Below are 23,079 nucleotides of genomic sequence, written 5' to 3'. Positions count from 1 at the left end.
CAAAGTTCGGCGCGCATTGCCTCCCGGGGCCGTACGTTGGGCACGTGAACCCACGCTGCCCCGGTATCGCCCCGGACCCAACCATGCGCCTACTTACGCCCTGCCTCGCTGCCGCGGTCTTCCTGACCTCACAGGCTCCGCTCAGCGGCCAAGCGTCCCTGCTGTTCGAGAACGTCACGCTCATCGACGGCACCGGACGTCCCGCTATGCCGAACGCTTGGGTATTGGTGGAGGGCGACCGCATCACGCGCGTCGCCGTCCGGGAGATCGAGGCGCCGGAGGGCGCCGAGCGGATCGACGGACGCGGCAAATTCCTCATCCCCGGCCTGATGGACATGCACATCCACCTATCCGGAGGCCGCGGGCGGGGCGGCCCCGACGAACGGGTGGGCATCCGTGCGCTGCACGGCTTTCTGTATAGCGGGGTCACGAGCGTCTTCGACGCTGGCAACGACCCCGACTACATCTTCGGCCTGAGGACGCGGGAGCGGGCCGGACAGATCGTCGCCCCGCGCATCTTCGCGACCGGTGGAGTGGTGACGGCGCCAGGAGGCCACGGCGGCGGCGCCGGCGCGACGCTCGTCGACGAGTGGCCCGAGGACAGGTCGTTACTCGATGCGCACATCGCGCGTGAGCCCGATCTCGTGAAGCTGACCTTCGACGAGCACGGGTGGGGTACTCGGCCCCTCATCCCTCTTCTCCAGCCAGAGCTGATGGCGAAGATCGGCCGCTATTTCAACGAGCACGGCATCCGGACCACGGTCCACATTTCGCACGAGTTCCGGGCCCGTCAAGCGATCGAAGCCGGCATGAACACGCTCGCACACCCGATCATTCAGGGTCCGGTCAGCGAAGGCTTCGTCAGTCTCATGGCGGCGAGCAAAGTGCCGATGGTGTCCACGCTCACAATCGGTGAGGGGTACAGCCGGTTGGTCGAACACCCCGAGTTCCTGGATCGGCCGATCTACCAGGCGACGTACGAACCGGAGACGCTCGAGCAGCTGCGCACCACGGTTCGGGACTCGTACGCCGCGCGCACGTGGACGACGTGGATGAAGGTCATGACCCCGGTGGCGCAGGAGAATCTGCGGCTCATCGCCGAGGCCGGCGGCGTGATCGTCCTGGGGTCGGACCAGTCCACCGGGCCAGCCTCGCACCGTGAGCTCGAGTTGATGGTCGAGGGTGGCATCCCCCCGGTCGAGGCGATCCGGATTGGCACGCTCAACGCGGCGATCTTCCTGGGGCGGGAACGCGAGCTCGGTTCCATAGAAGAAGGCAAGCTCGCCGATCTCGTGTTACTGTCCGCCGATCCACTGGAGGACATCAGCCATACGCAGGAGATCGAGCTCGTGATCAAGGGCGGAAAGATCGTCGATCGATCCGCGTTGGACTTGCCGGTCAATCGACGGTAGCCGAGTAGACTCGGCCAGCGTCGCCCAGATCGGTGTCGCAAGCAGGCAACAACACAGCAGGGAGCATCGGACGATGGATCAACTATCGCAGGCGAAGTGTGAGGCGTGCCAGCGAGGCGCCCCCACAGTCACGGCCGAGGAACGCGTTCAACTACACGCCCAGGTCCCCGAGTGGGCGATCGTTGAGCGCGACGAGATCCCGCGGCTGGAGCGAAGTTTCGTGTTCCCGAACTTCATCGACGCTCTGAACTTCACGAACGCCGTAGGTGCCGCGGCCGAACAGGAAGGTCATCATCCGGCGCTTCTGACGGAGTGGGGAAGCGTCACGGTGACCTGGTGGACTCACAAGATCCGGGGCCTCCATCGGAACGACTTCATCATGGCGGCGAAGACCGACGAGCTGTTCCCCGGCGAAGCGACCTCTCACGTACCGTGACCGAGTCGATTCCGATCGAGAACACGGGAGCCCCAGCTCTCCAGAAAAGTGACGGCACCTTGGTCCGTGACTCGGAATCGCCAGTAGTGCGACTCGATGCAACGTGCCGGGCAGTCATTCCAGCCGAGGCGGAACGTGATCAGCCAGCCGTTCCCGTCGCGTTCCGACTCGATATCACTGCCGTCCCCTCGGACTGTGTTGGGCTCGGCCCATCGGACCCCTGGTAGTTCTGCCAATCGCGCGGCCAGCGCGTGGATGTTAACTGCGTATACAGAACGAAGTACCACTTGTCGGTAGGCTCCCGTCATTCGATCCGAAACCAAACTGAGCCCATAGCGCCGAACCAGTTCGTCGAGCACGCTGTTGCCGCTAGGGGCGGCACCTGGCGTCCAGCGTGCCACCCATTCTTCCGTGGCATCTAGAGACAAAACGAGCTCCCGGACCGCAGGCCGCGGAAACGTGTGAATGTGAAACACGTCCACGACAGAATCCCGTTCCGCCAAACCGGTCGCATGAAACAGCCACGCGAAGGCCTGCAATCGGGCCCGCACCTCTTCGGGCGGGATTTCAATCGATGCGTCACTGAGCGGCAGGCTACGCTCGATTCCCCGTAGCGCCAACCTGGACGCGTCGACTCGATACGCCGACTCGAGCGAATCGGGGAGCGTAGGCGCCTGGGCCGCTGCCCCGTAGGCTATCCCGGAGCAGGTCAGCATCCACATCGATACGACGATCGCCCACCAGTCAGTAACCGGCATCGCCCAAGCCTCGTTGGAAAGACCGCACTCGTCGGCGTGATCCAAGTCCGTAGGTCGCGGTCGACCGCGTCTCATAGCATCAGCTCGCGGCTTTCGCTGAGCATGGTGGTCCGGCAGAAGAATCGCAAACGAGCACGACCCACCATTCTCACCAGCTCGGCTCCCCTTGAGGCCTGTGTACGACGTCGTCGTTGTCTCTTGTATGAGAGAACTCCTACATTGGATGAATAGGTGCCCGCCGCACGCGAGACGGGAATGAGTCGGGGGAAAGCGTACGGTGGGGCGATCGTCTGCCCTTTCAGTTTGGAGGTTCTCCCCACATGCGACGTACCCTTACTCTGTCTGCACTCGCGACGGCCCTTTTCGTCGCGGCATGTCAGGACTCGAATCAGCTTCTCTCCCCCAATGATCCAGCCGACGCCCCCGCGTTCAGCATCCAGCGGCAGGTCGATCAGGTTGTGCCTGGACGCATCCTCGCGCGACTCGTCGACGGTGCCGACGCGGCGTCGGTAGGGAGCGCGCACGGTGTCGCGTTCGAACGCACGGTCGCGAATGGCCGGATCGCCATCTTCAACGGTGCCGTCGGTAACGAACGCGCCCTCGCCGCCCGCCTCGGTGGTGACGACCGCGTGGTCTACGCCGAGCCCGACTACCTACGGCAGACGACCGCGATCGACGCCAAGCTCTGGGCGTTCCACAACCCGGGGGGGCTCTCGGTCGCGTGGACCCGCGGTCGCAATAAGGGAAAGCCCGTCACGTCGTACCTCTCGGTCGAGGACGCCGACGAGGACAACCACGAGGGCTACGCGTCGGGCGGTGGTCCGGTCTCGATCGCAAGCATCGACACCGGCGTGCAAATGGACCACCCGGAATTCGGCGGCGTGACGTTCGGCGACGGGTGGGACTACATAGACAACGACGCCGATCCGTCGGATGAGAACGACCACGGCACGCACACGACCGGCACGATGGTCGGAGACAGCGTCGGCGTGGCCGGCGTGGCGGGCGCCGCCTCCAACGTGACGGTCTACGTCTTCCGAGTGTGCGGTGCCAACGGTTGTCCGACGTCGGCCATCGTAAGCGCGATCTACGCCGCAACGGACTCCGGAGTCGTCGCGATGAACATCAGCCTGGGTGGCGGCTCGCTCTCGCAGTTCGAGGCCGACGCCATATTTTACGCCACCGACGAGACAACCGGCCGGCCCGGCGCGCTTGTCATCGCGTCGGCTGGCAATGGCGGCACGAGCACCGTGAGTTGCCCGGCGTGTGATACGCTCGCGCTCTCCGTCGCGGCCAGCGACTGGCTCGACGAGCACGCCTACTACACCAACTACGGCGAGGGCCTCGACATCACCGCGCCCGGCGGCGAGCTCTACTCGAACACGACGAGCGACGCAGGTATCTACAGCTCCGTGCGCGGCAGCGGCTACGCCTACTTCCAGGGCACTTCGATGGCGGCCCCACAGGTCACCGGAACCGCGGCGATCGTGGCGTCTGTTACAGGCGCCACCGGGGCGGCGCTTCGCTCACTCCTCGAGGGGACGACCGACGACCTCGGCGCCCCTGGGTACGACACCGAGTTCGGGTGGGGGCGTCTGAATTCGTACCGGGCCGTGATGGGCCCGCTGAGCGACCCCCCGTCCTCGGAGCCGGACCCGGACCCGCTCGCAGCGGGCTTCACGTTCTCGTGCAGCGAGCTGTCGTGCAGCTTCGACGCCAGCGGTTCGACCGGAAGCGTCGTTTGGGACTGGACCTTCGGTGACTCCACCATAGGGTCCGGCGTCACCGTCGCCCATAAGTATCCCGGCGTGGGCACGTACACGGTCACGCTCACTGTGGGTGACGGCAGCGGTAATAATGAGGACACCACGTCCGACACGGTGTCCTGCAAGAAGCGCGGGAGGAATGGCGTGCGCTGCAACTAGCGCGTCGATCGCCTCGGGTGATCCCAGCGGCGAGCCGGTTCTCCGGCCCGCCGCTGTCTTGTCGGTGGCATGGAGACTGCGCTCGAAGTCTATGGGGCGATTGAGTTGATTCGGGCGATCATCCAGTAAGAACTATTTTCGGTCCAGGAACGCAGTATAGGGTATTCCCAACGATCTGAAAGCACTATATATAGTGTTTGGCAAGTGAGCCCTTAGTAACCCGGCGTTGGAAACGCCGGGAGACTTTGGCGGATCGGTGGATAGGGTGATTCAGACACGCTAGCAGGCCACGGAGAATCGGATGTCTGTAGAGCGTTTCGACCGCAGGGACCGCCGGGAAGCTTCCGAGCGTCGTCACATGGCGGATCGTCGAGACATGCATCGTCGAGTCGATTACCGTCGGGACGCTGTTCGTCGCATCACCGTGATGGCGGTGTCGCTCGAGCGTCGTGAACTGTCGGACCGCCGGATGGAGAGCCGGCGGGTTGGGCCCGATCGGCGCAGCCCGGAAGAGCGCCGACACGGCGCCAGAAGGGCGCCGACACGGCGCCAGAAGAGCGCGGACACGGCGCCCAAAGCGCGCCGCGTCCGCGCCCGTCGTGAGGATCTCGAAAGAGGAGAGATCACTCATCGCCTCAGGCCCCTCGGGGGACTCACATAGTCAAAAAGTTTACGACATGGTGCGTCGTGACGGCGGACGGGAAGGTGGGGTAGGAGTGATCAGTGATGTTCGGGCATCCCTCCGAGAGGCCTGGTTGGCTTATCCCAGTGGAGCCAGCCGGGCTCGAACCGGCGACCCCCGCCTTGCAAAGGCGGTGCTCTCCCAACTGAGCTATGGCCCCTAGGCGGTAAAGGTAGTCATGGCCTCAAATGGTCGGTAGGCGACTGCTACAGGCTCCTATGCTTGGCCACGAACTCCGCGGTCGGCATGTCATGGCGGACCTCAGCCCTACGCACTCTGGTAAAACGCTCGTCACTTTGGTAGACTGCGCCGCTCACCGGGCCGCTGGCCGTATCTAAGGAGTGAAGCATGGAGGGGCGACAGGCCGAGCCAACGTTCGACGAAATCGCCGATCAGGTTCTGGAGATCTTCAACGGTGTCACCCAAGGGCAGTTGAAGCGTGATCTCCCGCTCATCGCCGAGCAAGGCGTGGACTCACTGGACATGACGGAAGCGGCGTTCGACATCGAGGACCGCTTCGGCCTCGAGTTCCCCGAGCGTGAACCGTTGATGGAATTGAGTAAGCGCCTTCCGCCCGACACCGTGGTCAGGGATCAGATCCTGACACCACGAGGGAGAGAGCTTCTCCTCGAGCGGATGCCGGAGCTCAGCGGTGTGACCCTCCCAGAAGACCTCGGCGTCTACGATGTCGCGCGATACTGGACGGTGGACACGTTCGCGCGGCTCATCCACGACGTGTTCACGCACATGGCCCGTGAGGACGAATCAGGCCGCCCTTCGGCGGTGTGGGACGGAGATCGGTTCGTGCATCCGGATTCCGGGGAGCCGGTCGAACCGCCGCCAGGAGAAGAGCTTCTCGAGCTGTGGCTTGAACGAAAGGTGGCTGAAGAGCTGGACCGATGACCTCTTTCGTGGTCCGCTCCCACTCCATCGTGGCGCCGGGGGACCTCGCTTACTCAGACTTCATCGCCGGCCGCTCGGCCGTCGTCCGACTCCCCGAAGAGTTTCCGGTGCGCGTCGGCGCCCCGATCCCAGACCACGTCTGCCGTCCCCGCCCCGATGCTCAGCGGATCACGCCGAGGGGCGTCGCGCTCGCACTCGAAGCCTGCGACCGCCTGGAGTACGACCCAGACGCTCACTATGGGCTGGTCCTCGCGCTCCCGACCCTCCGCGCGGAGCCAGAGCATATCGAGCGCTCGCTCGACGCGGTCGAGGACCCGAGCGGGTTGACTCCGCTACTCGGCTTCTTTGGGGACGCGCCGCTGGCACATATCGCGAAACGGCTGGGAGTGGACGGCCCCCGAGTGCGGGTTGATACCGCCTGCGCCTCGGGCAGCGATGCCTTGATCTTCGCCCATCAGTGGCTTGAAGCCGGCGCCGTCGAGGACGTGATCGTCGTCGCTTCCACAGCCCTGTTGAATCCCTTCGCCGTAGCGGGATTCAACAATCTCGGGACGTTGAACCGCGACGACGATCTGCGGGCGAGCCGACCTTTCGACGTGAACCGAAACGGATTCGTCATGGGAGAGGGCGCCGCCGCCATGTGGCTGAGCAGCCGCCCGCACCCAGAAGCGCCGGGATACTTGAGCGGGTACGGACAGTCGATGAACGCCACGCACATGACGGGCGTGCCGGATGACATCGGCATCATGCTCCGCGCATGCACGTCCGCGCTGGCCGGCGTGGCCAACCTCGAGACGGACTTGGCGTACGTCTCGGCACATGGCACTTCGACCAGGGCGAACGACGCAGCCGAGATACGCGTCTACAGGGAGCTGCTCGGTGAGGGTCGAGCAATGGTCCCCATCAGTTCTTTGAAGTCGATGATCGGCCACTGTCTCGGAGCGTCCTCACTCATCGAAGCGTGTGTCTGCATCGATGTCCTGACGCATGGTGAGGCACCGCCTACGATCAACCTCGAGCACCCCGATCCGCAGTCGGGCCTCGACTTCTTGCCCAACGAATCGAAAGAGGTCTCCGGGGACTTCGTTCTGTGCAACGCGTTCGGATTCGGCGGGCACAACAGTTCGTTACTGTTTTCCCGCGGGCCGATCTAGCGTGCTCCGGCTCGAGGCGTTCAGCGCTGCATTCACTCGGCCGCTCGGCGCGTGCATGGATCTGCCGAACGTGACGCTGGTCGAGCATGCGAGCGAGCAGCAGCGCCGAGCACCGGCCTCCACATACGCGATCGAGGCGCTTTCGCGTCTCGATGTACCCACCGACGCTCGTGTCGTCACGATTTCGGGGCCACCGGGCGAGCTCATGCACCACGTGGAACCGATCAGGCAGCGTTCCCGCGATGGCCGTTTGATGGGCCCCGATCTTGCCCGCCGGCTGCGCCGGCTCCACCCATACGCACTCCTCCTCACCCTCCAGAACCAGGTGGCGGCTTCGATCTCGATGGAGTTCGGCTTGACCGGGCCGTGCGTGAACCTGATCGAGGGCGCGACCGCCTTCGCCGACGCCCTCCGCGTCATGGAACTGGCCAAGGACCGCGAGACCACGCTGCTCGTCATGTCCTCTGCTGCGGATCGCCCTGAGCAGCGTGAGCTGACGAGGCTGAAGCTCCCCGACAGCGTGCTGGTCGAGGGCGCCATCTGCTTCCTGTTCTCACGTGACGGGGAACTCGGACTCGTAGGCGCTCCGACCCCGGGGCAGGCCGTCGACCGCCCCAACCCGGAGGGAGGGCCTGCGACGAACCTCCCCCCGGGTTGGCCTCACGCGCCCTGTTTGCAGGGCGGCATGTGCGTTCTGTGGGCGCTGGCGTCCGGTATGCGATCCGAGCGGTTCTGGCTCTCAGACGGTCACGGCTACGAGGCGTCCTTCGACTGGCAGAAGTCCCCCTAGCGGATCTCGAAGGTCTTGCTCACACCGAAGACCAGCGTCTGGTCTCTACTACCCACCAGGTCCGCGTTGCTGAAGATCCATCCAATCGTGAGGTCCAACTCTGATGCCGTGAAGCCGTATCCTGCCTCCAGGTACTCACCGTCAAACCCGTCTCCGAAGCTGCCCATGGTCGTGTAGAGACCCCGGTGCTCCGCCGTAACCCCGAGGAACCAGTAGTTCAGCGACTCCGGTGTCGTGTCGTACTGGCCCATGGAGAATTCGACCGACAGCGGTCCGACCTCCGCTCCGAGGTTCGCCTCCAAGTACGTATGGTCGAAGTCACCCGTGTAGAAGTACCCGGTGCCGCCCACGCTCACGCTCAGGCCCGCGATCTCGAAGCCGTAGCCGCCGTACACATCGACCTCGTTTCCCGCACCCACGTCAGCGCCCCAGACTCCGACGTACAGGCCAGCCAGTGCGACGTCCAACCCGGCCCGCTCGCGGACGAGCTCTCCTGCGGGATGCCGCGATAGAGGTACTCGCTGCTCCACCCGGCGTTGGCCGTCACCGTGGCCTCCTGCGCGACAGCGGAGACAGGTAGTAGGAGAGCAGCCGCGAGCAAGGGCCCAGTAAGTCCTTTCATCGTTGTCGCGTCCTTGTTCGATTCGTCGTTTGATCGCTGTCTCACACTTCGTCCCAACTCAGGGAGCGACAGGCGTAACCGCTGCCGTGTCCCTTTCCGCCGTGCGAATCCTATGCACCGCCTGGACGGGGAGAACGAAGACCTTCCCGTCTCCGACGTCTCCTGTCCGCGCCGCGCTGAGAACCGCCTCGACGGTGGCCTCCACAAACGGCTCTGACACCCCGATGTCGATCATCACCTTGTCGGTCAAACCCATTTTCACGGACGTGCCCCTGTAGGTCTCCACGGTCTCCGTCTCACCGCCGTGACCCTGCACACGACTGACCGTGAATCCCGTCACTTCTGCCATGTATAGGGCGTTCAAGACGTCGCTCAGCTTGTCCGGACGCACGATCGCCTTGACGAGTCTCACGAGCGTGCCGTCACTCCCTTCGAACGTGCGCGGCTCCCCTAGCTCGCGGGCGATGGCAGGGTGCCGGAGCGCGTCGCCGCTCCCGTTGAGCTCCTCGTGGAGGATGAGGACCGCACCCTCACCACGCGCATAGCCTTCCTCTCCGTGGGAAAGCACGTCCATGCCCCGCCGCTCGGAATCGGCGGCCGGCCGCAAGGGGGTAACCAGCTGGATCATCTTGAGGATGACCAGTGTCGCGACTGCGCTGTAGGCGGCGACGGCGAGGACCGCAACAGCCTGGATACCGACCTGGCCCGGGTTCCCGAAGAGGAGCCCGTCGGCGCTGCCGTTCACCACCGCGCTGGCGAAGACCCCTGTGAGGATCGCGCCGGTGGCTCCCCCCACGCCGTGCGCCGCGAAGACGTCGAGGGAGTCGTCGAGGCGTGTGCCCGCGCGCCACCGGATGATGCCATAGCTGGGAAGCGCCGCGATCGCGCCGATGGCGAGGGCCGACATGGGCGAGACGAAGCCCGCGGCCGGCGTCACGGCCACGAGACCGACCACGATGGCCGTTGCCGTACCAACCGCAGTGATCTGCTTCGCGAAGAAGGTGTCCAGAAGCGCCCACACGACCAGCGTAGCGCACGGGGCGACGAGCGTGTTCACCACGCCGAGCGCCGCGAACTCATCCGCCGCCAGAGCGCTCCCGCCGTTGAAACCCATCCAACCGAACCAGAGCAGGCCCGCGCCGAGTAGGACGAAAGGCACGTTGTGGGGGAGCATCGCCTGGCGGCCATAATCCGTTCGGGGCCCCAAAACCAACGCCGCCGTCAGCGCTGCTGCACCCGCGTTGACGTGCACGACGGTTCCGCCGGCGAAGTCCAACGCACCCAACCCGGCCAACCATCCGCCACCCCAGACCCAGTGCGCAACCGGGGCGTAGACCAGCAGGCCCCAGAGGGAGATGAAGGCCACGTAGGCACCGAACCGCATCCGTCCCACGACCGCGCCCGAGATCAAGGCGGCGGTGATGATGGCAAACGTCGCCTGGAACGCCATGAAGAGCATGTCGGGAATGGTTCCGTTCGGCTGCACGCCGACGCCTTTCAAGAAGGCCATCGATAGGTCGCCGACCAACGCCCCGCCCTCACCGAACGCGAGGGAGTATCCGACGACGACCCAGAGCACGCCCGCAAAGCCGAAGGCGATGAAGCTCATCATCATCGTGTTCAGGACGTTCTTGGAGCGGACCAAACCACCATAGAAGAAGGCGAGGCCGGCCGTCATGAGAAGCACGAGGGCGGTCGAGGTCAGCAGCCACGCTGTGTCTCCGCCGGAGATCACGGCCTCTTCCTGCGCCGCGACCAGATCCGGGCTCAGCAGCAAGAAGAGAGCTGCAAGGGCAAGAGCAAACAGACACGCGTCCAACCGCTGGCGAAGCGGCGCGAACCCTTTCCTCATCCGTCCTACCAGGAGGGTGCCGGGCATCAGTCGTTCTCCTTTTTCACATGTTGATCGCTTTGACTTCGCTGACTCGACAGCCACGCCTCTGGGCAAGCGCCGTACCAACTGCCGACGGGGTCGGGATCAGCTCCTAGCCAGAGCCGTATGTGGTTGTGGCTGAACGCTTTCGGGGATCAGCGAGGGCTGGTCAGCCCCGCGTAGCTGGACGACACTTTCGTATCACAGGCCCGATAAACCGACAAAAATGTAGGTTCGGCCTTCAGGCGTCCCAGGACGGACGTGAGGACGCGCGGTAGCGGGCAGAGTCGATCCCGTACTTGCGGAGCTTGTAGCCGATGATCCGTGGGCTCGTCTGAAGCAGTCGGGCGACCTCGGCTTGGTTGCCGCGGGCCGTCTTGAGACTATCCAGGAGCAGGTCCTTCTCGTAGTTCCCGACCGCGACGTCGAGGGAGACCTGCGGCAGGGTGCCCGACAGCTGGGCGGGCTGGAGCGTGGGAGGAAGGTCGTGCCCGTGGATCACCCCGCCCGCGCATACGAGCACAGCGCGCTCGATGCAGTTCTCCAACTCCCTGACGTTGCCCGGCCAATGGTAGGCCATCAGCAAGTCGATCGCGGGTGTCGAGATGCGGCGAACGCTCCTACCCAGCACCGACGCGTACTTCTCGGCAAAGTGATCGACCAGCAGGAGAATGTCCGGCTTCCGGTCGCGCAGGGCGGGCATGAAGATGCTGAACACGTTGAGTCGGTAATATAGGTCCTCGCGGAAAGCCCCTTGCCGCATCGCGCCCTCGAGATCGCCGTTGCTTGCCGCAATCACCCGCACGTCGACCCTGATCGGTTTCACTCCGCCCAACCGCTCGAACTCCCTCTCCTGGAGGGCTCGCAGGAGCTTGACCTGAGTGGATGGGGACAGCTCACCCACCTCGTCCAAGAACAGTGTCCCCCCATCGGCGAGCTCGAAGCGGCCCTTCTTCTGCTCCCGCGCGTCCGTGAAGGCTCCCGGTTCGTAGCCGAAGAGCTCCGACTCGATGAGGGTGTCCGGCAGCGCGCCACAGTTGACTTTCACGAAGGGCCCCTCGGCCCGCGGAGAGTTGTAGTGGATCGCGTGAGCGACCATCTCCTTCCCCGTCCCCGACTCGCCACGGATCATGACGGTCGTCGGGCTGCCTGCGACTTGGGCGATCTCCTGGTAGACGTCACGCATCTGGCGGCTGTTGCCGATGATGTTTCGGAACTCGTACCGCTCCCGCAACTCCTGGCGGAGTTGGTCGTTCTCCATCAGCAACCGCTGCCCCTCGGTCTCCACCAGCGTGTGAACCCTGACGGCCTGACCGATCATCGAGGCCACGACCCCCAGCAACTCTGCTTCGCGCGCGAAGTCTCGCTCCCGATCATAGGGCAGTGTGACGCCGAGACTGCCGGCGGCCTTTCCGCCGACCTGAACCGGGACACACACGAAGCTCAGCTCCTCGAGTGTTGGGGGTGGACGCGAGGAAGATCCCAGCGGCGGGCCCTATCGCCTCACAGCGATCCCCTGGACCTCGAAGCGCGCATTGAAAAGTAGGGTGCCGGCCCCGAGAAAAGCCCGGGCCGGGAACTCACCCTCGAAATACGTCCGGTACACCGCGTTGAAGGCGTCGTAGTGCGCGACATCGGAGCAGAATACCTGGACTGTGACGAGGTCATCCATCGTCATGCCAGCGGCCGCGAGTGTGCTGCGGACGTTGTCCAGGACGAGCCTCGCTTCGGCTTCCGGGGTGGACGGAACTTGCTGGTTGGAGTCCAACCCGATCGTTCCGGACAGGTAGAGCGTGTTGCCGGCCAGGACCGCGCCACTGAACGGCGGCGCCGTCGCGTCGGTCGCGTAGCGCGCGTTGATGTACTCACGCCCCTCTTGGGCGGCGACGTTGGTGGTGAGGCCCGCAATCGCGAGGAGGAGTGCGAAGGTCCTTAGGGATTGCATCTGCATCGGTCATCTCCGGGATAGGTCTTGCGAAACGAGCGAGACGATAACGATAGCTCGGAGCACGCCTCCCCCATACATTCGCGACCCGTTTCAAGACCGTTCCCGGGAGGAACCCGTGCGCCGCGTTTCGAGCAAGCACACCCTGTTGATGACCGTCGCCGCGCTGATCGGTGCCGCCCCGCTTTCAGCCCAGATCCCTACGCCCGAAGAGCACTTCGGCTTTTCCATGGGCACCGACAAAGAGCTGGCCCGCTGGGACGAGATCCTCGAGTACTTCACGATCGTGGCGGACGGCTCGGACCGAATCCGGATCGACACCGCGGGACCGACCACGCTCGGTGCCGAGTTCATATCGGTCACGATGTCTTCACCGGCGAACCTGGCGAGGCTGGATCAGATCAGAGATGCCTCGAAACGTATCGCTGCCGGTAGGATCTCCAGAGAGGAAGCTGAGCGCATTGCCGACGACACGCCGGCGACTGCGTTCATCAACCACAATATCCACTCGACCGAGATCGGCTCATCCCAAACGAGCGTAGACCTGGTCTACCTGCTCGCTACCGGCACCGACGCCGTCACACGGGAGATCCTCGACAACGTCGTGACCGTGCTCATCCCCTCCGCGAACCCGGACGGGCAGATCATGGTCACCGACTGGTACCGCCGGAACGTCGACACCGAGAATGAGCGCGCGCGCATGCCGTGGCTCTATCACCATTACGCCGGGCACGACAATAACCGCGACTTCTTCATGGCCAACCTGGTCGAGACGCAGTACTGGATGGAGCTGATGTACCACCGGGCCTACCCTCAGCTCTATCTCGACCAGCACCAGATGGGCAGCAGCGGCCCGCGCATCTTCGTGCCGCCCTACCCCGACCCCATGAACCCGGACGTGCACCCGCTCCAGTGGCAGCAGTTGCGCTTCATGGGCGGCGGCATGGTCGCGGACTTACAGGCCCGGGGGAAGCAGGGAGTGGTCACGGGCTCGATGTACCGCATCTGGGGCCAAGAAGGCGCGCTCACCGGGCGTTACCACAACATCGTCGCGCTCTTGACCGAGACCGCCAGCTCTCGCATCGCAAGCCCCGACACGGTCTCGCTCTCCGCGCTCGAGCGCGGCGCAGCGCCCGGCCGCGGCCTCAGCACCTACGGGTTCCAGATGGCGTTCGTCGACCCCTGGATGGGCGGCGAATGGAGACTCGGCGACATCGTCGACTACCAGACGATCGCCGCGATGTCGTTCCTCGAGCAGACCGCCAAGTTCAGCGAGCACTACATCATGGGCCGCTGGCAGATGTCTTCCGAGACCATCCGGAAGGGCGAGGAGGAGGGGCCCCGCGCGTATGTGATCCCGCTCGACCAGAACGACCCGGTCGCCGCGGCCGAGATGGTCGATCGCCTCCTGCTGCAGGGGCTAGAAGTCCACCGCACGACGGAAGCGTTCGAGGCGGTGATCGAGAGCGATCTGTGGGAGTCGCCCGACGGCGGTTTGCTCGACGTCGATGAGGACGACGAAGAGGGTGGCGAAGGCGACGAAGACGAGAGCGAGGCGCTCGACGAGGACGAAGAGAGCGACGATGAGGGCGAGGTGCTCGACGAGGACGAAGAGAGCGACGATGAGGGCGAGGTGCTCGACGAGGACGAAGAGAGCGACGATGAGGGCGATGCGCTCGACGAGGGCGACGAGCACGTAGTGCGCACTTTCCCGGCCGGATCCTGGATCGTGTACGGAGCGCAGCCCGCGCGCGCCGCCGTGCTCGACCTCATCGAGCCGCGCCGCCGTGAGCTGCTCCATGAGTGGCCGGACGGCCCGTACGTGCGCAGCTATGACGGGGCCGCCTATACCATGCCGTTGCAGATGGGGGTCGAGGTGATCCGCGTGGATGATGCGTTCGATGTGGACACCGAGGCTGCCAGGGTCGGTCCGCTCACCGTCCCGCCCATTCCGAACGCGAGCGATTGGTATGCGATCAGCGCCCAGGTCACCCGCAGCTATCAGGCCGTGAACCGCATGCTGGACGCTGGGCTCCCCGTCTCCAAGGCGGAGTCGGACGACGGTCCGGTCTTCGTCGTGCGGGCCGCGGCCCCGCAGGCACTCGCCCTGATCACCGAGGCAACCGCCGATCTCGGCATCCCCGTGACGGCCGATCCGGACGGTTTGCGCGAAGCCATGCCACAGCAGCTCAACCGTATCGGGCTCTACCAGGGCTGGGCCGGCGCGATGGACGAAGGTTGGACTCGGTTCGTATTCGACGACTTCGAGTACTCCTACGAAACCCTCGGGAACACCGACGTCCAGGCCGACGACCTCTCCGATCGCTTCGACGTCATCGTCTTCCCGTCGGAGATCCCGCTCAATCGGTTGATCAACGGCGATACCGCGACGCAGGTCCCAGAGGAGTTCAAGGGGGGCATCGGCGAGGATGGCGTCGAGAAGCTCAAACAGTTCGTGCGCGCGGGCGGTACGCTGATCACGCTCGAGCGCGCGGACGAGCTCGTGATCGAGCACTTCGGAGTGCCCGTGCGCAACGCCCTAGAGGGAGTCGGTCAGCCCGATTTCTACCTGCCGAGCTCACTGCTGCGCGTCGAGCTCGACGGCGAGCACCCGCTGACCATGGGCAGCCCCGACGAGGTGGCCGCAAAGTGGGCAGGCGGCCGTGCCTACGAGCCCACCGACTTCGGCGGCGAGGCGGGCCGAGTACGCGCGGTGGGTAACTGGGCGGAGGACCCCGAGCGGCTCCTGATGAGCGGTCAGCTAATCGGCGCCGAGTTCTTGGCCGGCAAGGGAGCGATCCTGGACGTGGAGTACGGCAGCGGGCGCATCCTCATGTACGGATTCCGGGTGCAGCATCGCGGCCAGACGCACGGCACGTTCAAGCTGCTTTTCAACGCGCTGCTCAAGAACGCACCGCGCACAGCGACCGAAGACGGCTGACTACGTGAACGTCCGCGCGGCCCTAGCCTCCCTCACGTTTCTGCGACTCGACGAATTCCTCCACGCCTTTCGGGAGCAGCAGGTTGTCGGAAATCGCGGCGATCTCCTCCGCCTCCTTCCACGCCCTCTCGAGGCGCCATAGCTCGCCCTCCAGCGCTCGGCGCTCCTGCTCCTCGTGCAGTGCCATCTCGAGTGCGAGCTTCGTCGGCTTCGGCATCTTGTTGATGTAGCCCGGGACGCCCTTCTTGTCGCGGAATTGGTCGCGGTCGACGAGGTCGGCCAGGAAGTCGGTGGGGTGTCCGTGCGATTCGATCTCGTCCACGGCGTCTTGCACTGTTTCCGGCTTGCCGCCCATGGCGTTCAACTTGGGCAGAATCGCTCCCACGATACGGCGGGCTTCTTCTCCCCTGAACCACTCTTTTTGCTTGCCTTTCCGCACCTCGACCTTGAAGCCGAGGTCGTCGTCTGCGGCACGAACTCGCGTGCCGAGCAGGTCCATCCGCTTGAGCTTGAGAAGCTCTCCGTTCGGCCTACGGTGCTTCACCAGAGTGCGCCCGTTCGCCCATACGTTCCATAAGTTGCCGCTCTGCGCGAGCACCGCACCGGAGATCGCCCCCGTCACGACGCCGCCGATCACGACGCCGCCGATCACGACGGCAGCGCCGACTCCGTACAGGATCTGCCGTTTTCGTCGGCGCCCGAACTGGTCGCCGTACCGCCAGGCCGCGAACTCGGGCCGCATCGGCGCACCGATTCGCACGAGCTCCAGCCCCTCGTGGTGCTTCGCGAGACCTACGTTTTCGGTGGACACGCGGACGCGGGTATCGCGGAAGATCTTCTCACACATCTCCACCGCCTCCCAGCGTTCCTCCAACGGCGAGAGGTTCCAGCGCTCACACTTCCGGCACACGACCCACAGCCGGCCCTGCGCGGCGTCGAACGCCAGCCGGCGTCCGACCGGAAACGTCTCGATGACCTCGTTGGTGCCGAGAGGCCGATTGCAGAACATGCAGGTCTTGTACAAGGTCGTCCGTGTCTCAGGTAGTCGTGGTCACCTGCCTAGGTTACGGCAGCTCCGGCCGCCGCCTTCACCACGTTCAACGGAAGACCACGTAGAGCGCCACCGTTGCGAGGAGTACACCGATCCCCAACGGACGCGCCCACGGGTCGGGTGTGAGGCCGATGTCGCTCTTCCGCTCGAACCGAAATGGCGCCTCTCTCGGAGCGCCCAAAGCAAGACGCCGTAGACCGGCCCACCGAGCAAGCACGCAGCGATCACGAGTACCCCGGTGGCGATGCGACCCACTCGTACATAGTGCTGGGCATCCGCATCCGGTCGGAACCGCCGCCTGTATAGGTCCATAGTGAAAATCGTGGACGCGGAGTTCAACATCGAGTCGAGGCTGCTCATGACCGCACCGAACAGCGCCGCGAACATGATCCCGCGCTGTCCGGCCCGAAGCGCGCGCGCCCCAAGCGTCCGCTGGGTGATGAACTGGTTGCCGCCCCAATAGAACATGTTGGGGATCCAGATTCCGAGCAGGAGCGCGGTCCAGGGGATCTCGGGATGATCCGCCGGCAATATCGTGTGCAGCTTGTCAGCGTTCGTATCCAGGAATGCACGAACCCCGCCGACTCGCTCGAATCCGAGGACCATCACCACCGTTACCGCCCACCAGGAGCGCTGCGCCCTGGATGAGGTCCGACCACACCACCGCCTTGAGTCCGCCGTAGATCGTGTACGCCCCCGCGAGCAGACCGATCAGCCAGATGCCGAGCACCAGGTCGAGGTCGATAGATCGTCGCGAGCCCCAGCGCACCGCTGTACGGCACTGCGGCCATCGTGACGCCCACGTACGCCAGCATCATGTAGACCGCCATGAGCGTGCGTGCGGCGACACCGAAGCGATGCTCGAGGAACTCGGGCATCGTGTAGATGCCGAGCTCCAGATACCTCGGCAGCAGCCAGAGACCGACGACTACGAGTGAGGCCGCGGCAATCCACTCGTAGCTCGCCACGGCGAGCCCGGACACGCCGAACCCGGAGCCTGCCATTCCGACGAAGTGCTCAGTCGAGATGTTCGACGCGATGGGATCAGCCACCAGGTCAGATTCCGGCCAGCGAGGAAGTAGTCCTCGGAGGTCTCTTCCTTGCGGCCCTGGTAGAGGGAGACGCCGACGACGAGCGCGATGAACGCGAAGAACGCGAGGGCATCCCACCAGGAAGCGAGCGCCATGCTTCAACCGGCTCCAGAGCCGGGAGCGTCCACCGCGTCCACCTTGGAGATGCTCAGCTCGGTGAACACACCGAAGTGGTCCGAGAGCGCGTCGTCACCGGTGAGAACCAGGCGTCCCGAGGTAACATCGAGCTCGAAGCCAGGCGGCGGACGAACCATGACGTAATCGAAGATCTGCCGCCCTTCAAAGCGATTGTACCAGAGGTCCGCGTAAGGGTTGGTCTCAACGTCGTACGTGAGGCGGGCCGGGGCGAAGCGGGCGCTGTGTCGACGAAGTCGAGTGAATCGACGAGGAACGCAAAGGTCGGAGATGTCACGCCGTTACTGGCCAACGAAAGGTGCACCACGTTCAAATCGCCGACGCGATGCTGGATGGTGAAGGCAGGTAGCCCGGAGGGATCCTCGGAAGACGGGGTTCGTGAGTAACCCCGAGTCACGCGGGGGTGTCGTCCTGGGACGGGTACACGAGCATCCCGAGTGACTCGGCGACCATCGCGGGCTTCTTCTCGCCCTCGACTTCGATCGTGTGCCGCGTCTTGATCACGAAGCGGTTCTCGCCCGCGCCCCGCACTTTCACGACCTGCATTCGGTCGCGGATACGCCCCCCCACGGGAACCGGTGCCATCAGGCGCACGCGATCCAAGCCGTAGTTGAGGACGTATTGCACGCCGTCGGGATACTGCCAGGCCGGGGTCGATCGCATGAAGTGGCTGAGCATCGAGATCGTCCAGAAGCCATGCGCGATCGTACCATCAGCCGGCCCCTCCAGGGTAGCCCTCTCCGGATCGATGTGCAGCCAGTTCCAGTCCCGGGTGGCGTCCGCGAACTGATCGATCGTCTTCTGCTCGACATCGAGCCATTCGGATACGATCGGCTCCCTTCCCAGCGCGTTCCAGATGTCCTCGGCTGTGTAGCTCTGTGTTGCGCTCATGGATTCAGCCAGTAGTTCACTTTGATCATCAGGATATTGTCGGCTGGGACGCTGAATAGGTCTCCGGCGTCCCGGCCCAGGTCGAAAGTGCCCACCCACCGGTTGGCTCCGGCGGGTCCCTGACCGATAACCGAATTGACCCGCCTCTGCTGCCAGACGAGGAAGAGCGTGGAGCCCGGCCTCCATTCCCACCGGAGCACCGCGTTGCCGAGAAGGCTCCGGTAGTTGAAGTCGCGGTTCGACACCTTGAAGCTTCCGGCGGGTCCGTCCCCATCGGGGTCGATACTGGAGTTTCCGTCCGCGTCTTGGGTTACGGTACCCACATCCGTGCCGTACTCGAGGAAGTCGAAGGTCCCGGGCGCGCTGAATTCCTTCAGGAACCCGTAGTCGCCCGCCGATGCAAACGGCTCCACATACAACTGCAGCGACAAGGTCGGCGAGAACGTGGCGTTCACGCGCGTCTCGAGTGAGAGCGTGGTCCGGTCCAGGTCAGCGAACACGTACCGGCTCCCAAAGGTGGCGCCGGCGAGCGGATCATCGATGCGCGTGACGTACTGGGCGGTCGAGTAGGACCGGGAGTAGGACGGGCCGAAGCTGATCTGGAGGGTCTCCCTGATCCGCGCGCTCAGGTTGAGCTGTACGCGGCGATTCCAGCCTCCCGCATCATCGGAGCCCCAACTGTAGGTGGCTCGAGCCACCGCAGCCCGCCTGCTGTCCGAATTCAGGTTCAGCCTTCCTGAAAAGCTCCCAGGCGAGCGGGCCATGGGACCGCCCCTGAGTAGCCGATCATCATCCGTCCACGGATCGACCTGGACTCTGAACGACGTGCGCCAATAGTTCAGGAACGTGAGATTGAGCATGGCGTTGACGTTGGCGAAGACACGGTCTCCCGCGGAATTCCACACCGCGTCCGGGCTCATGCTCGCGTTCCACGAGCGAAGGATCCGGCCCGGCTCCACCTGGTTGTATTGATAGTGGGTATCGAAGAGCACACGGTCTGCGTGGGATTGAAAGCCGAGGTCGTTGGCTTCGAAACCGGGGCTCACGAACGCCACGCCGTTTCTCATCGTGAACGAGCCGGCCTGCTTGCCGATGAAGCCCATCACGTACAATCCCTTCAGCGATGTCGCGGACGGGTTCACCTCTACGTGGTCCGCATCCGGCCTCTGGAAGTACCGCGCCGAGGACCTTTGCGTGCGTACGATCGCGTCCGCGGTTCCCGCCACATGGCTCCCGGCCACCAGGCCGCTGAACATCCACATCCGGTCGGTCGTCTCGTGAGCGAAGTCGAAGCCACCGGAGTACGCGGACGAGTGCAGCTTGCTCGCCAACGTCGTTCCCCGCACGTCGCGGTTTACGGCGGTCCCGATCACGCCGAATCGGGTCGCACCTCCACGGATCTGACGTCGCAAGCGTGCCACGAAGTGATTGGCGGCCGGCTCGACCGCGAGCTCGCCGGCTTCCCGGTTCGCATCGAGGTACGATGCGGTCTCGCCGGCGGTCACCGCCTCCAAAACGCCCAGGGACCAGCCGTCCCCGACGCGGCCCGTAATTTTGGCTGCTCCCAGGATCGTCGTAGCTGTCGGCACATCGGAAAAGACGGCTTCCGAGGGAACGGAGCCCCTGGGTGATCTTCCGATCCGCCGCGAGTAGAGAATTTGCGGCGGTCGTCCGACGCTGCCGACGGGACCCCCTTCGCCGAAGCTGAAGATGTCCGCGCCCTCGACGAAGAACGGGCGCCGCTCACTGAATCGCGTCTCGAAGGCGGTGAGGTTGATGACCGATGGATCCGCCTCCACCTGGCCGAAGTCCGGATTGACCGCTGCGTCGAGCGTGACGTTCGAGGCGATGCGGTACTTGAGATCGACACCAGCGCCTGCGAAGTGATCCGCTCCGCTTCGGTAGGGATTGCCGAAAGCCACACCGGCAGGGGCGTCGAGCTGCAAGTACTCCCCCCGAGCTACGGCATACGGAAGGAGCTCGAGCCGCCGCCCGGGCTCGATCCCCGCCATACCGTTCAGGTGCGCGAAGCGAGAGACTCCGGCGCGTTCCAGCCTGGGCGTGAACGGGAAGGTGGCGTTCTCCTGGTTGCGCTGGATGTTCCGCTCGACCTGGATTCCCCAGACCTGCTGATCCTCCCGATCGAATCGGAGCTGGCTGAAGGGGATCCGCATCTCCACCACCCACCCCGAGTCCGTGACCGCGGTCGCGAGGTCCCACACGGGATCCCACGACGAGTCGCCCCCTCCCCTGCGATTGCCGGTGACGATCGCATCTCCCTTGACGCCCGACGGATTCGTCCAGAAGCGGTAGGCGGTCTCGTGATCGTGATAACTGTCCAGGAGGAGGACGAACGAATCGGAGTCCCCGAGGCGGGAATCCCGACGTGCGAGGCGGGACGTGACCGGACTCCGATCATGGAGGCGGGCACCCACGTAGATGGCGTCGTCGTCGTAGACGAATCGCACCTCGGTCCGTTCCGTCGCGGGCTGGCCCTCGAGCGGGGCGGTCTGAAGCAAGTCCGAAATCGGTGCCACCTGCTGCCAGATCGCATCGTCGAGAAGCCCATCGATCGTGATCGCCCCGACCACCCGAGTCGCGGTCGCCGTCGGCGCCAGCTCGTGACGGTAGCCGGCGACGGAGTCCCGCGCGGGCGCCACCCCTGATCGCTGATCGCCGACCTGCTGGGCAGAGATCACCGGCGCGGCCAACGCCAGGAGGCCGGCCAACAGAGCACACGCGTGCTCCCCAACGCGGTCAGGTCGCAATGGCCTGCATCACCAGCCCACAGATCCAGGCCGCGTAGGTGCCGATCCCGTACCCGAGCACTGCCAGCAGCACGCCCACTGGTGCCAGGCTGGGGTGGAACGCCGAGGCGACCACGGGTGCTGAGGCAGCGCCACCGACGTTGGCCTGGCTCGCCACCGCCATGTAGAAAGTCGGAACCCTGAGGACCCGCGCCATGATCAGCATCAGAACCGCGTGGAAGGCGATCCAGATGCCGCCTATGGCGAAGAGCCCGGGGTTGGTGAACACCGCCATAATGTCCATGCCCATGCCGATCGTGGCGACGAGCACGTAGAGCATGGCGGTACCCACACGGGACGCGCCGGCACCCTCGAGGTTCTTGACCTTCGTAAACGACAGCCCTATCCCGATCGTGGTAGCGATGACCACGAGCCAAAAGAACGTGCTCGTGAGGCTCATCCGCTCCAGCACGGGGGCGTTGGCCGCGATCCACTCGGCGATGAAGGAACCGGCCAGATGGGCGAAGCCGGTGACGCCGAAGCCGACGGCCAAGATGAGCATGAGGTCGGTCAGCGTTAGGACCCGGGCATGCTCGTCGCGGAACGCCTCCACCCGGCGCCGTAGCTCCTCGAGCGCGGTCGTGTCGGCGCCCATGCGCTCGTCGAGAACCGCCGCACGGCCCGCGAGGAAAAGCAGGATCGCCATCCACACGTTGGCCCAAATGACGTCGACCGCGACCATCTGCGAGAAGAGGGCATCGCTCACTTCGAAGACTTCCTTCATCGCCGTCTGGTTGGCGCCGCCCCCGATCCAGCTCCCAGCCACGGTGGCGAGGCCTCTCCACACCGCGTCTGGGCCGGAGCCACCCACGGTCTCCGGGCTCACCATCCCCACGATCATCAGCGCCAACGGTCCGCCCACCATGATGCCGATGGTGCCCGTGAAGAACATGAGTACGGCCTTGTAGCCCAGGCGCATGATGGCCTGGAGGTCGACGGACAACGTCAGCAGCACGAGGCACGTGGGCAGCAGATACCTGGACGACACGAAGTAGAGACGAGACTGCTCCGCGTCCACCACGTTGAAGGTGTTGAGCAGCGAGGGGAGGAAGTAACAGAGAAGCAGGCCCGGCACGTACGTGTAGAACTTCTTCCAGAACAGGTGCTCGCTGCTCTCCGTGTAGAAGACGAAGCCGAGGATCAGCGCGAGCATGCCCAGGACCACGGCGTCGTTCGTCACCAACGGCTGGGCGGTCTCCATCGAGGCGTCTCAGGTCTGTGAATTTGCGGGCACGGGTCGGCCCGCCGGGAGGAGAGCCGCCACAATGTACGGGTCAGACGGCCGGCAGAAAGGAGGCGCCGGGGGTGACATCCTTTTCGCGCCGAGCCACGTAGCAGGCTATCATCGAGAGCACGACCTCACACAACGGCTGCTTCGCTGGGGGAGATACCATGTCATCGTCACGAGTCCTGATGTCCACGTTTTTGGCCTGCGGTGCCGCCCTACTCGCCGGGTGCGCCAGCGAGTCCGGGACGCCGGCCGCGATGGCCATGGCGGCGGGCAACACGATCACCGGTGAGGGACTGCCGAACCCGAATCCGACCGTGCTGGCGAACTGGGGGGATCTCCCCGAAGGAAGGGAGTGGGGCTCGACCGCCGGGATCGACATCGACCCGATCGACGGCCATATCTGGGCGTACGAGCGGTGTGGGGCCAGCAGCT

Annotated in this window: 19 protein-coding genes, 1 tRNA gene and 1 pseudogene; 9 read left to right on the top strand and 12 right to left on the bottom strand. The window is 64.8% G+C overall.

Annotated elements, in window-relative coordinates; translation table 11 throughout:
* Window positions 1-83: 83 nt before the first annotated feature.
* Both IIB36_08855 and IIB36_08850 read left to right on the top strand, forming a co-directional pair.
* A complete protein-coding gene (locus IIB36_08855; GenBank protein ID MCH7531849.1) occupies window positions 84-1,412 on the top strand; it encodes an amidohydrolase family protein in 1,329 nt (442 codons plus the stop codon).
* 73 nt (window positions 1,413-1,485) lie between these two features.
* A complete protein-coding gene (locus tag IIB36_08850; GenBank protein ID MCH7531848.1) occupies window positions 1,486-1,848 on the top strand; it encodes a 4a-hydroxytetrahydrobiopterin dehydratase in 363 nt (120 codons plus the stop codon).
* On the opposite strand, the gene IIB36_08845 is transcribed toward IIB36_08850, so the two are convergent.
* Window positions 1,836-2,606 (bottom strand): hypothetical protein, encoded by a 771-nt coding sequence (locus tag IIB36_08845; protein MCH7531847.1) that lies wholly within the window; start codon window positions 2,604-2,606, stop codon window positions 1,836-1,838. The two genes, IIB36_08850 and IIB36_08845, sit on opposite strands and share 13 nt — an antisense overlap.
* A gap of 320 nt (window positions 2,607-2,926) precedes the next feature.
* Here IIB36_08845 and IIB36_08840 point away from each other — a divergent pair, with 320 nt between their 5' ends.
* The gene (locus IIB36_08840) at window positions 2,927-4,531 is read left to right on the top strand and encodes a S8 family serine peptidase (GenBank protein ID MCH7531846.1); all 1,605 of its coding nucleotides are present in this window, start codon (window positions 2,927-2,929) and stop codon (window positions 4,529-4,531) included.
* A gap of 301 nt (window positions 4,532-4,832) precedes the next feature.
* The gene (locus IIB36_08835) at window positions 4,833-5,192 is read left to right on the top strand and encodes a hypothetical protein (protein ID MCH7531845.1); all 360 of its coding nucleotides are present in this window, start codon (window positions 4,833-4,835) and stop codon (window positions 5,190-5,192) included.
* Between the two features lie 108 nt (window positions 5,193-5,300).
* Here IIB36_08835 and IIB36_08830 read toward each other — a convergent pair.
* Window positions 5,301-5,373: transfer RNA gene (locus IIB36_08830), tRNA-Ala, on the bottom strand.
* 188 nt (window positions 5,374-5,561) lie between these two features.
* Here IIB36_08830 and IIB36_08825 point away from each other — a divergent pair.
* The 3 genes from IIB36_08825 to IIB36_08815 are packed head-to-tail and all read left to right on the top strand — an operon-like array spanning window position 5,562 to window position 8,060.
* Window positions 5,562-6,116: an acyl carrier protein gene (locus tag IIB36_08825; GenBank protein ID MCH7531844.1), complete on the top strand. Its 555-nt coding sequence runs from the start codon at window positions 5,562-5,564 to the stop codon at window positions 6,114-6,116.
* Window positions 6,113-7,270 (top strand): beta-ketoacyl-[acyl-carrier-protein] synthase family protein, encoded by a 1,158-nt coding sequence (locus tag IIB36_08820; GenBank protein ID MCH7531843.1) that lies wholly within the window; start codon window positions 6,113-6,115, stop codon window positions 7,268-7,270. The genes IIB36_08825 and IIB36_08820 overlap by 4 nt, the downstream gene beginning before the upstream one ends.
* A gap of 1 nt (window position 7,271) precedes the next feature.
* Window positions 7,272-8,060 (top strand): hypothetical protein, encoded by a 789-nt coding sequence (locus tag IIB36_08815; protein MCH7531842.1) that lies wholly within the window; start codon window positions 7,272-7,274, stop codon window positions 8,058-8,060.
* Here the strand turns inward: IIB36_08815 and IIB36_08810 are convergent.
* The 4 genes from IIB36_08810 to IIB36_08795 form a co-directional block, all read right to left on the bottom strand.
* Window positions 8,057-8,527, bottom strand: coding sequence for a hypothetical protein (locus IIB36_08810; protein MCH7531841.1), 471 nt, complete (start codon window positions 8,525-8,527; stop codon window positions 8,057-8,059). The genes IIB36_08815 and IIB36_08810 overlap by 4 nt on opposite strands.
* 213 nt (window positions 8,528-8,740) lie before the next feature.
* Entirely contained in the window at window positions 8,741-10,561 is a 1,821-nt protein-coding gene (gene amt / locus IIB36_08805; protein ID MCH7531840.1) for an ammonium transporter, read from the bottom strand.
* A 235-nt stretch (window positions 10,562-10,796) separates the two neighbouring features.
* Window positions 10,797-11,876, bottom strand: a complete 1,080-nt coding sequence (locus IIB36_08800; GenBank protein MCH7531839.1) for a sigma-54-dependent Fis family transcriptional regulator — start codon at window positions 11,874-11,876, stop codon at window positions 10,797-10,799.
* Between the two features lie 174 nt (window positions 11,877-12,050).
* Window positions 12,051-12,500 (bottom strand): RidA family protein, encoded by a 450-nt coding sequence (locus IIB36_08795; protein MCH7531838.1) that lies wholly within the window; start codon window positions 12,498-12,500, stop codon window positions 12,051-12,053.
* Between the two features lie 118 nt (window positions 12,501-12,618).
* Between IIB36_08795 and IIB36_08790 the strand changes: the two genes are divergently transcribed.
* Entirely contained in the window at window positions 12,619-15,441 is a 2,823-nt protein-coding gene (locus tag IIB36_08790; protein ID MCH7531837.1) for a hypothetical protein, read from the top strand.
* 22 nt (window positions 15,442-15,463) lie between these two features.
* On the opposite strand, the gene IIB36_08785 is transcribed toward IIB36_08790, so the two are convergent.
* From IIB36_08785 to IIB36_08760, 6 genes and pseudogenes are all read right to left on the bottom strand, one after another.
* Entirely contained in the window at window positions 15,464-16,450 is a 987-nt protein-coding gene (locus tag IIB36_08785) for a hypothetical protein (GenBank protein MCH7531836.1), read from the bottom strand.
* A gap of 42 nt (window positions 16,451-16,492) precedes the next feature.
* A pseudogene (locus tag IIB36_08780) lies at window positions 16,493-17,678 on the bottom strand (hypothetical protein).
* A gap of 3 nt (window positions 17,679-17,681) precedes the next feature.
* Window positions 17,682-17,837 (bottom strand): hypothetical protein, encoded by a 156-nt coding sequence (locus IIB36_08775; protein MCH7531835.1) that lies wholly within the window; start codon window positions 17,835-17,837, stop codon window positions 17,682-17,684.
* Window positions 17,838-18,111: 274 nt separating this feature from the next.
* The gene (locus IIB36_08770; GenBank protein ID MCH7531834.1) at window positions 18,112-18,609 is read right to left on the bottom strand and encodes a MaoC family dehydratase; all 498 of its coding nucleotides are present in this window, start codon (window positions 18,607-18,609) and stop codon (window positions 18,112-18,114) included.
* Window positions 18,606-21,338, bottom strand: coding sequence for a carbohydrate binding family 9 domain-containing protein (locus tag IIB36_08765; protein MCH7531833.1), 2,733 nt, complete (start codon window positions 21,336-21,338; stop codon window positions 18,606-18,608). The genes IIB36_08770 and IIB36_08765 overlap by 4 nt, the downstream gene beginning before the upstream one ends.
* Before the next feature lie 28 nt (window positions 21,339-21,366).
* Complete coding sequence (locus tag IIB36_08760) at window positions 21,367-22,617, bottom strand: DUF819 family protein (protein ID MCH7531832.1); 1,251 nt, start codon at window positions 22,615-22,617, stop codon at window positions 21,367-21,369.
* Window positions 22,618-22,829: 212 nt separating this feature from the next.
* Here IIB36_08760 and IIB36_08755 point away from each other — a divergent pair.
* On the top strand, window positions 22,830-23,079 hold a 250-nt coding region (locus IIB36_08755), incomplete at its 3' end, for a hypothetical protein (protein ID MCH7531831.1).

Source organism: Gemmatimonadota bacterium (assembly GCA_022560615.1).
In the GTDB taxonomy this organism is placed as follows: Bacteria; Gemmatimonadota; Gemmatimonadetes; order Longimicrobiales; family Gaopeijiaceae; genus UBA1138.
The sequence above is the reverse complement of the archived record's forward strand: the minus strand, read 5'-3'. Positions and strand labels throughout refer to the sequence as shown.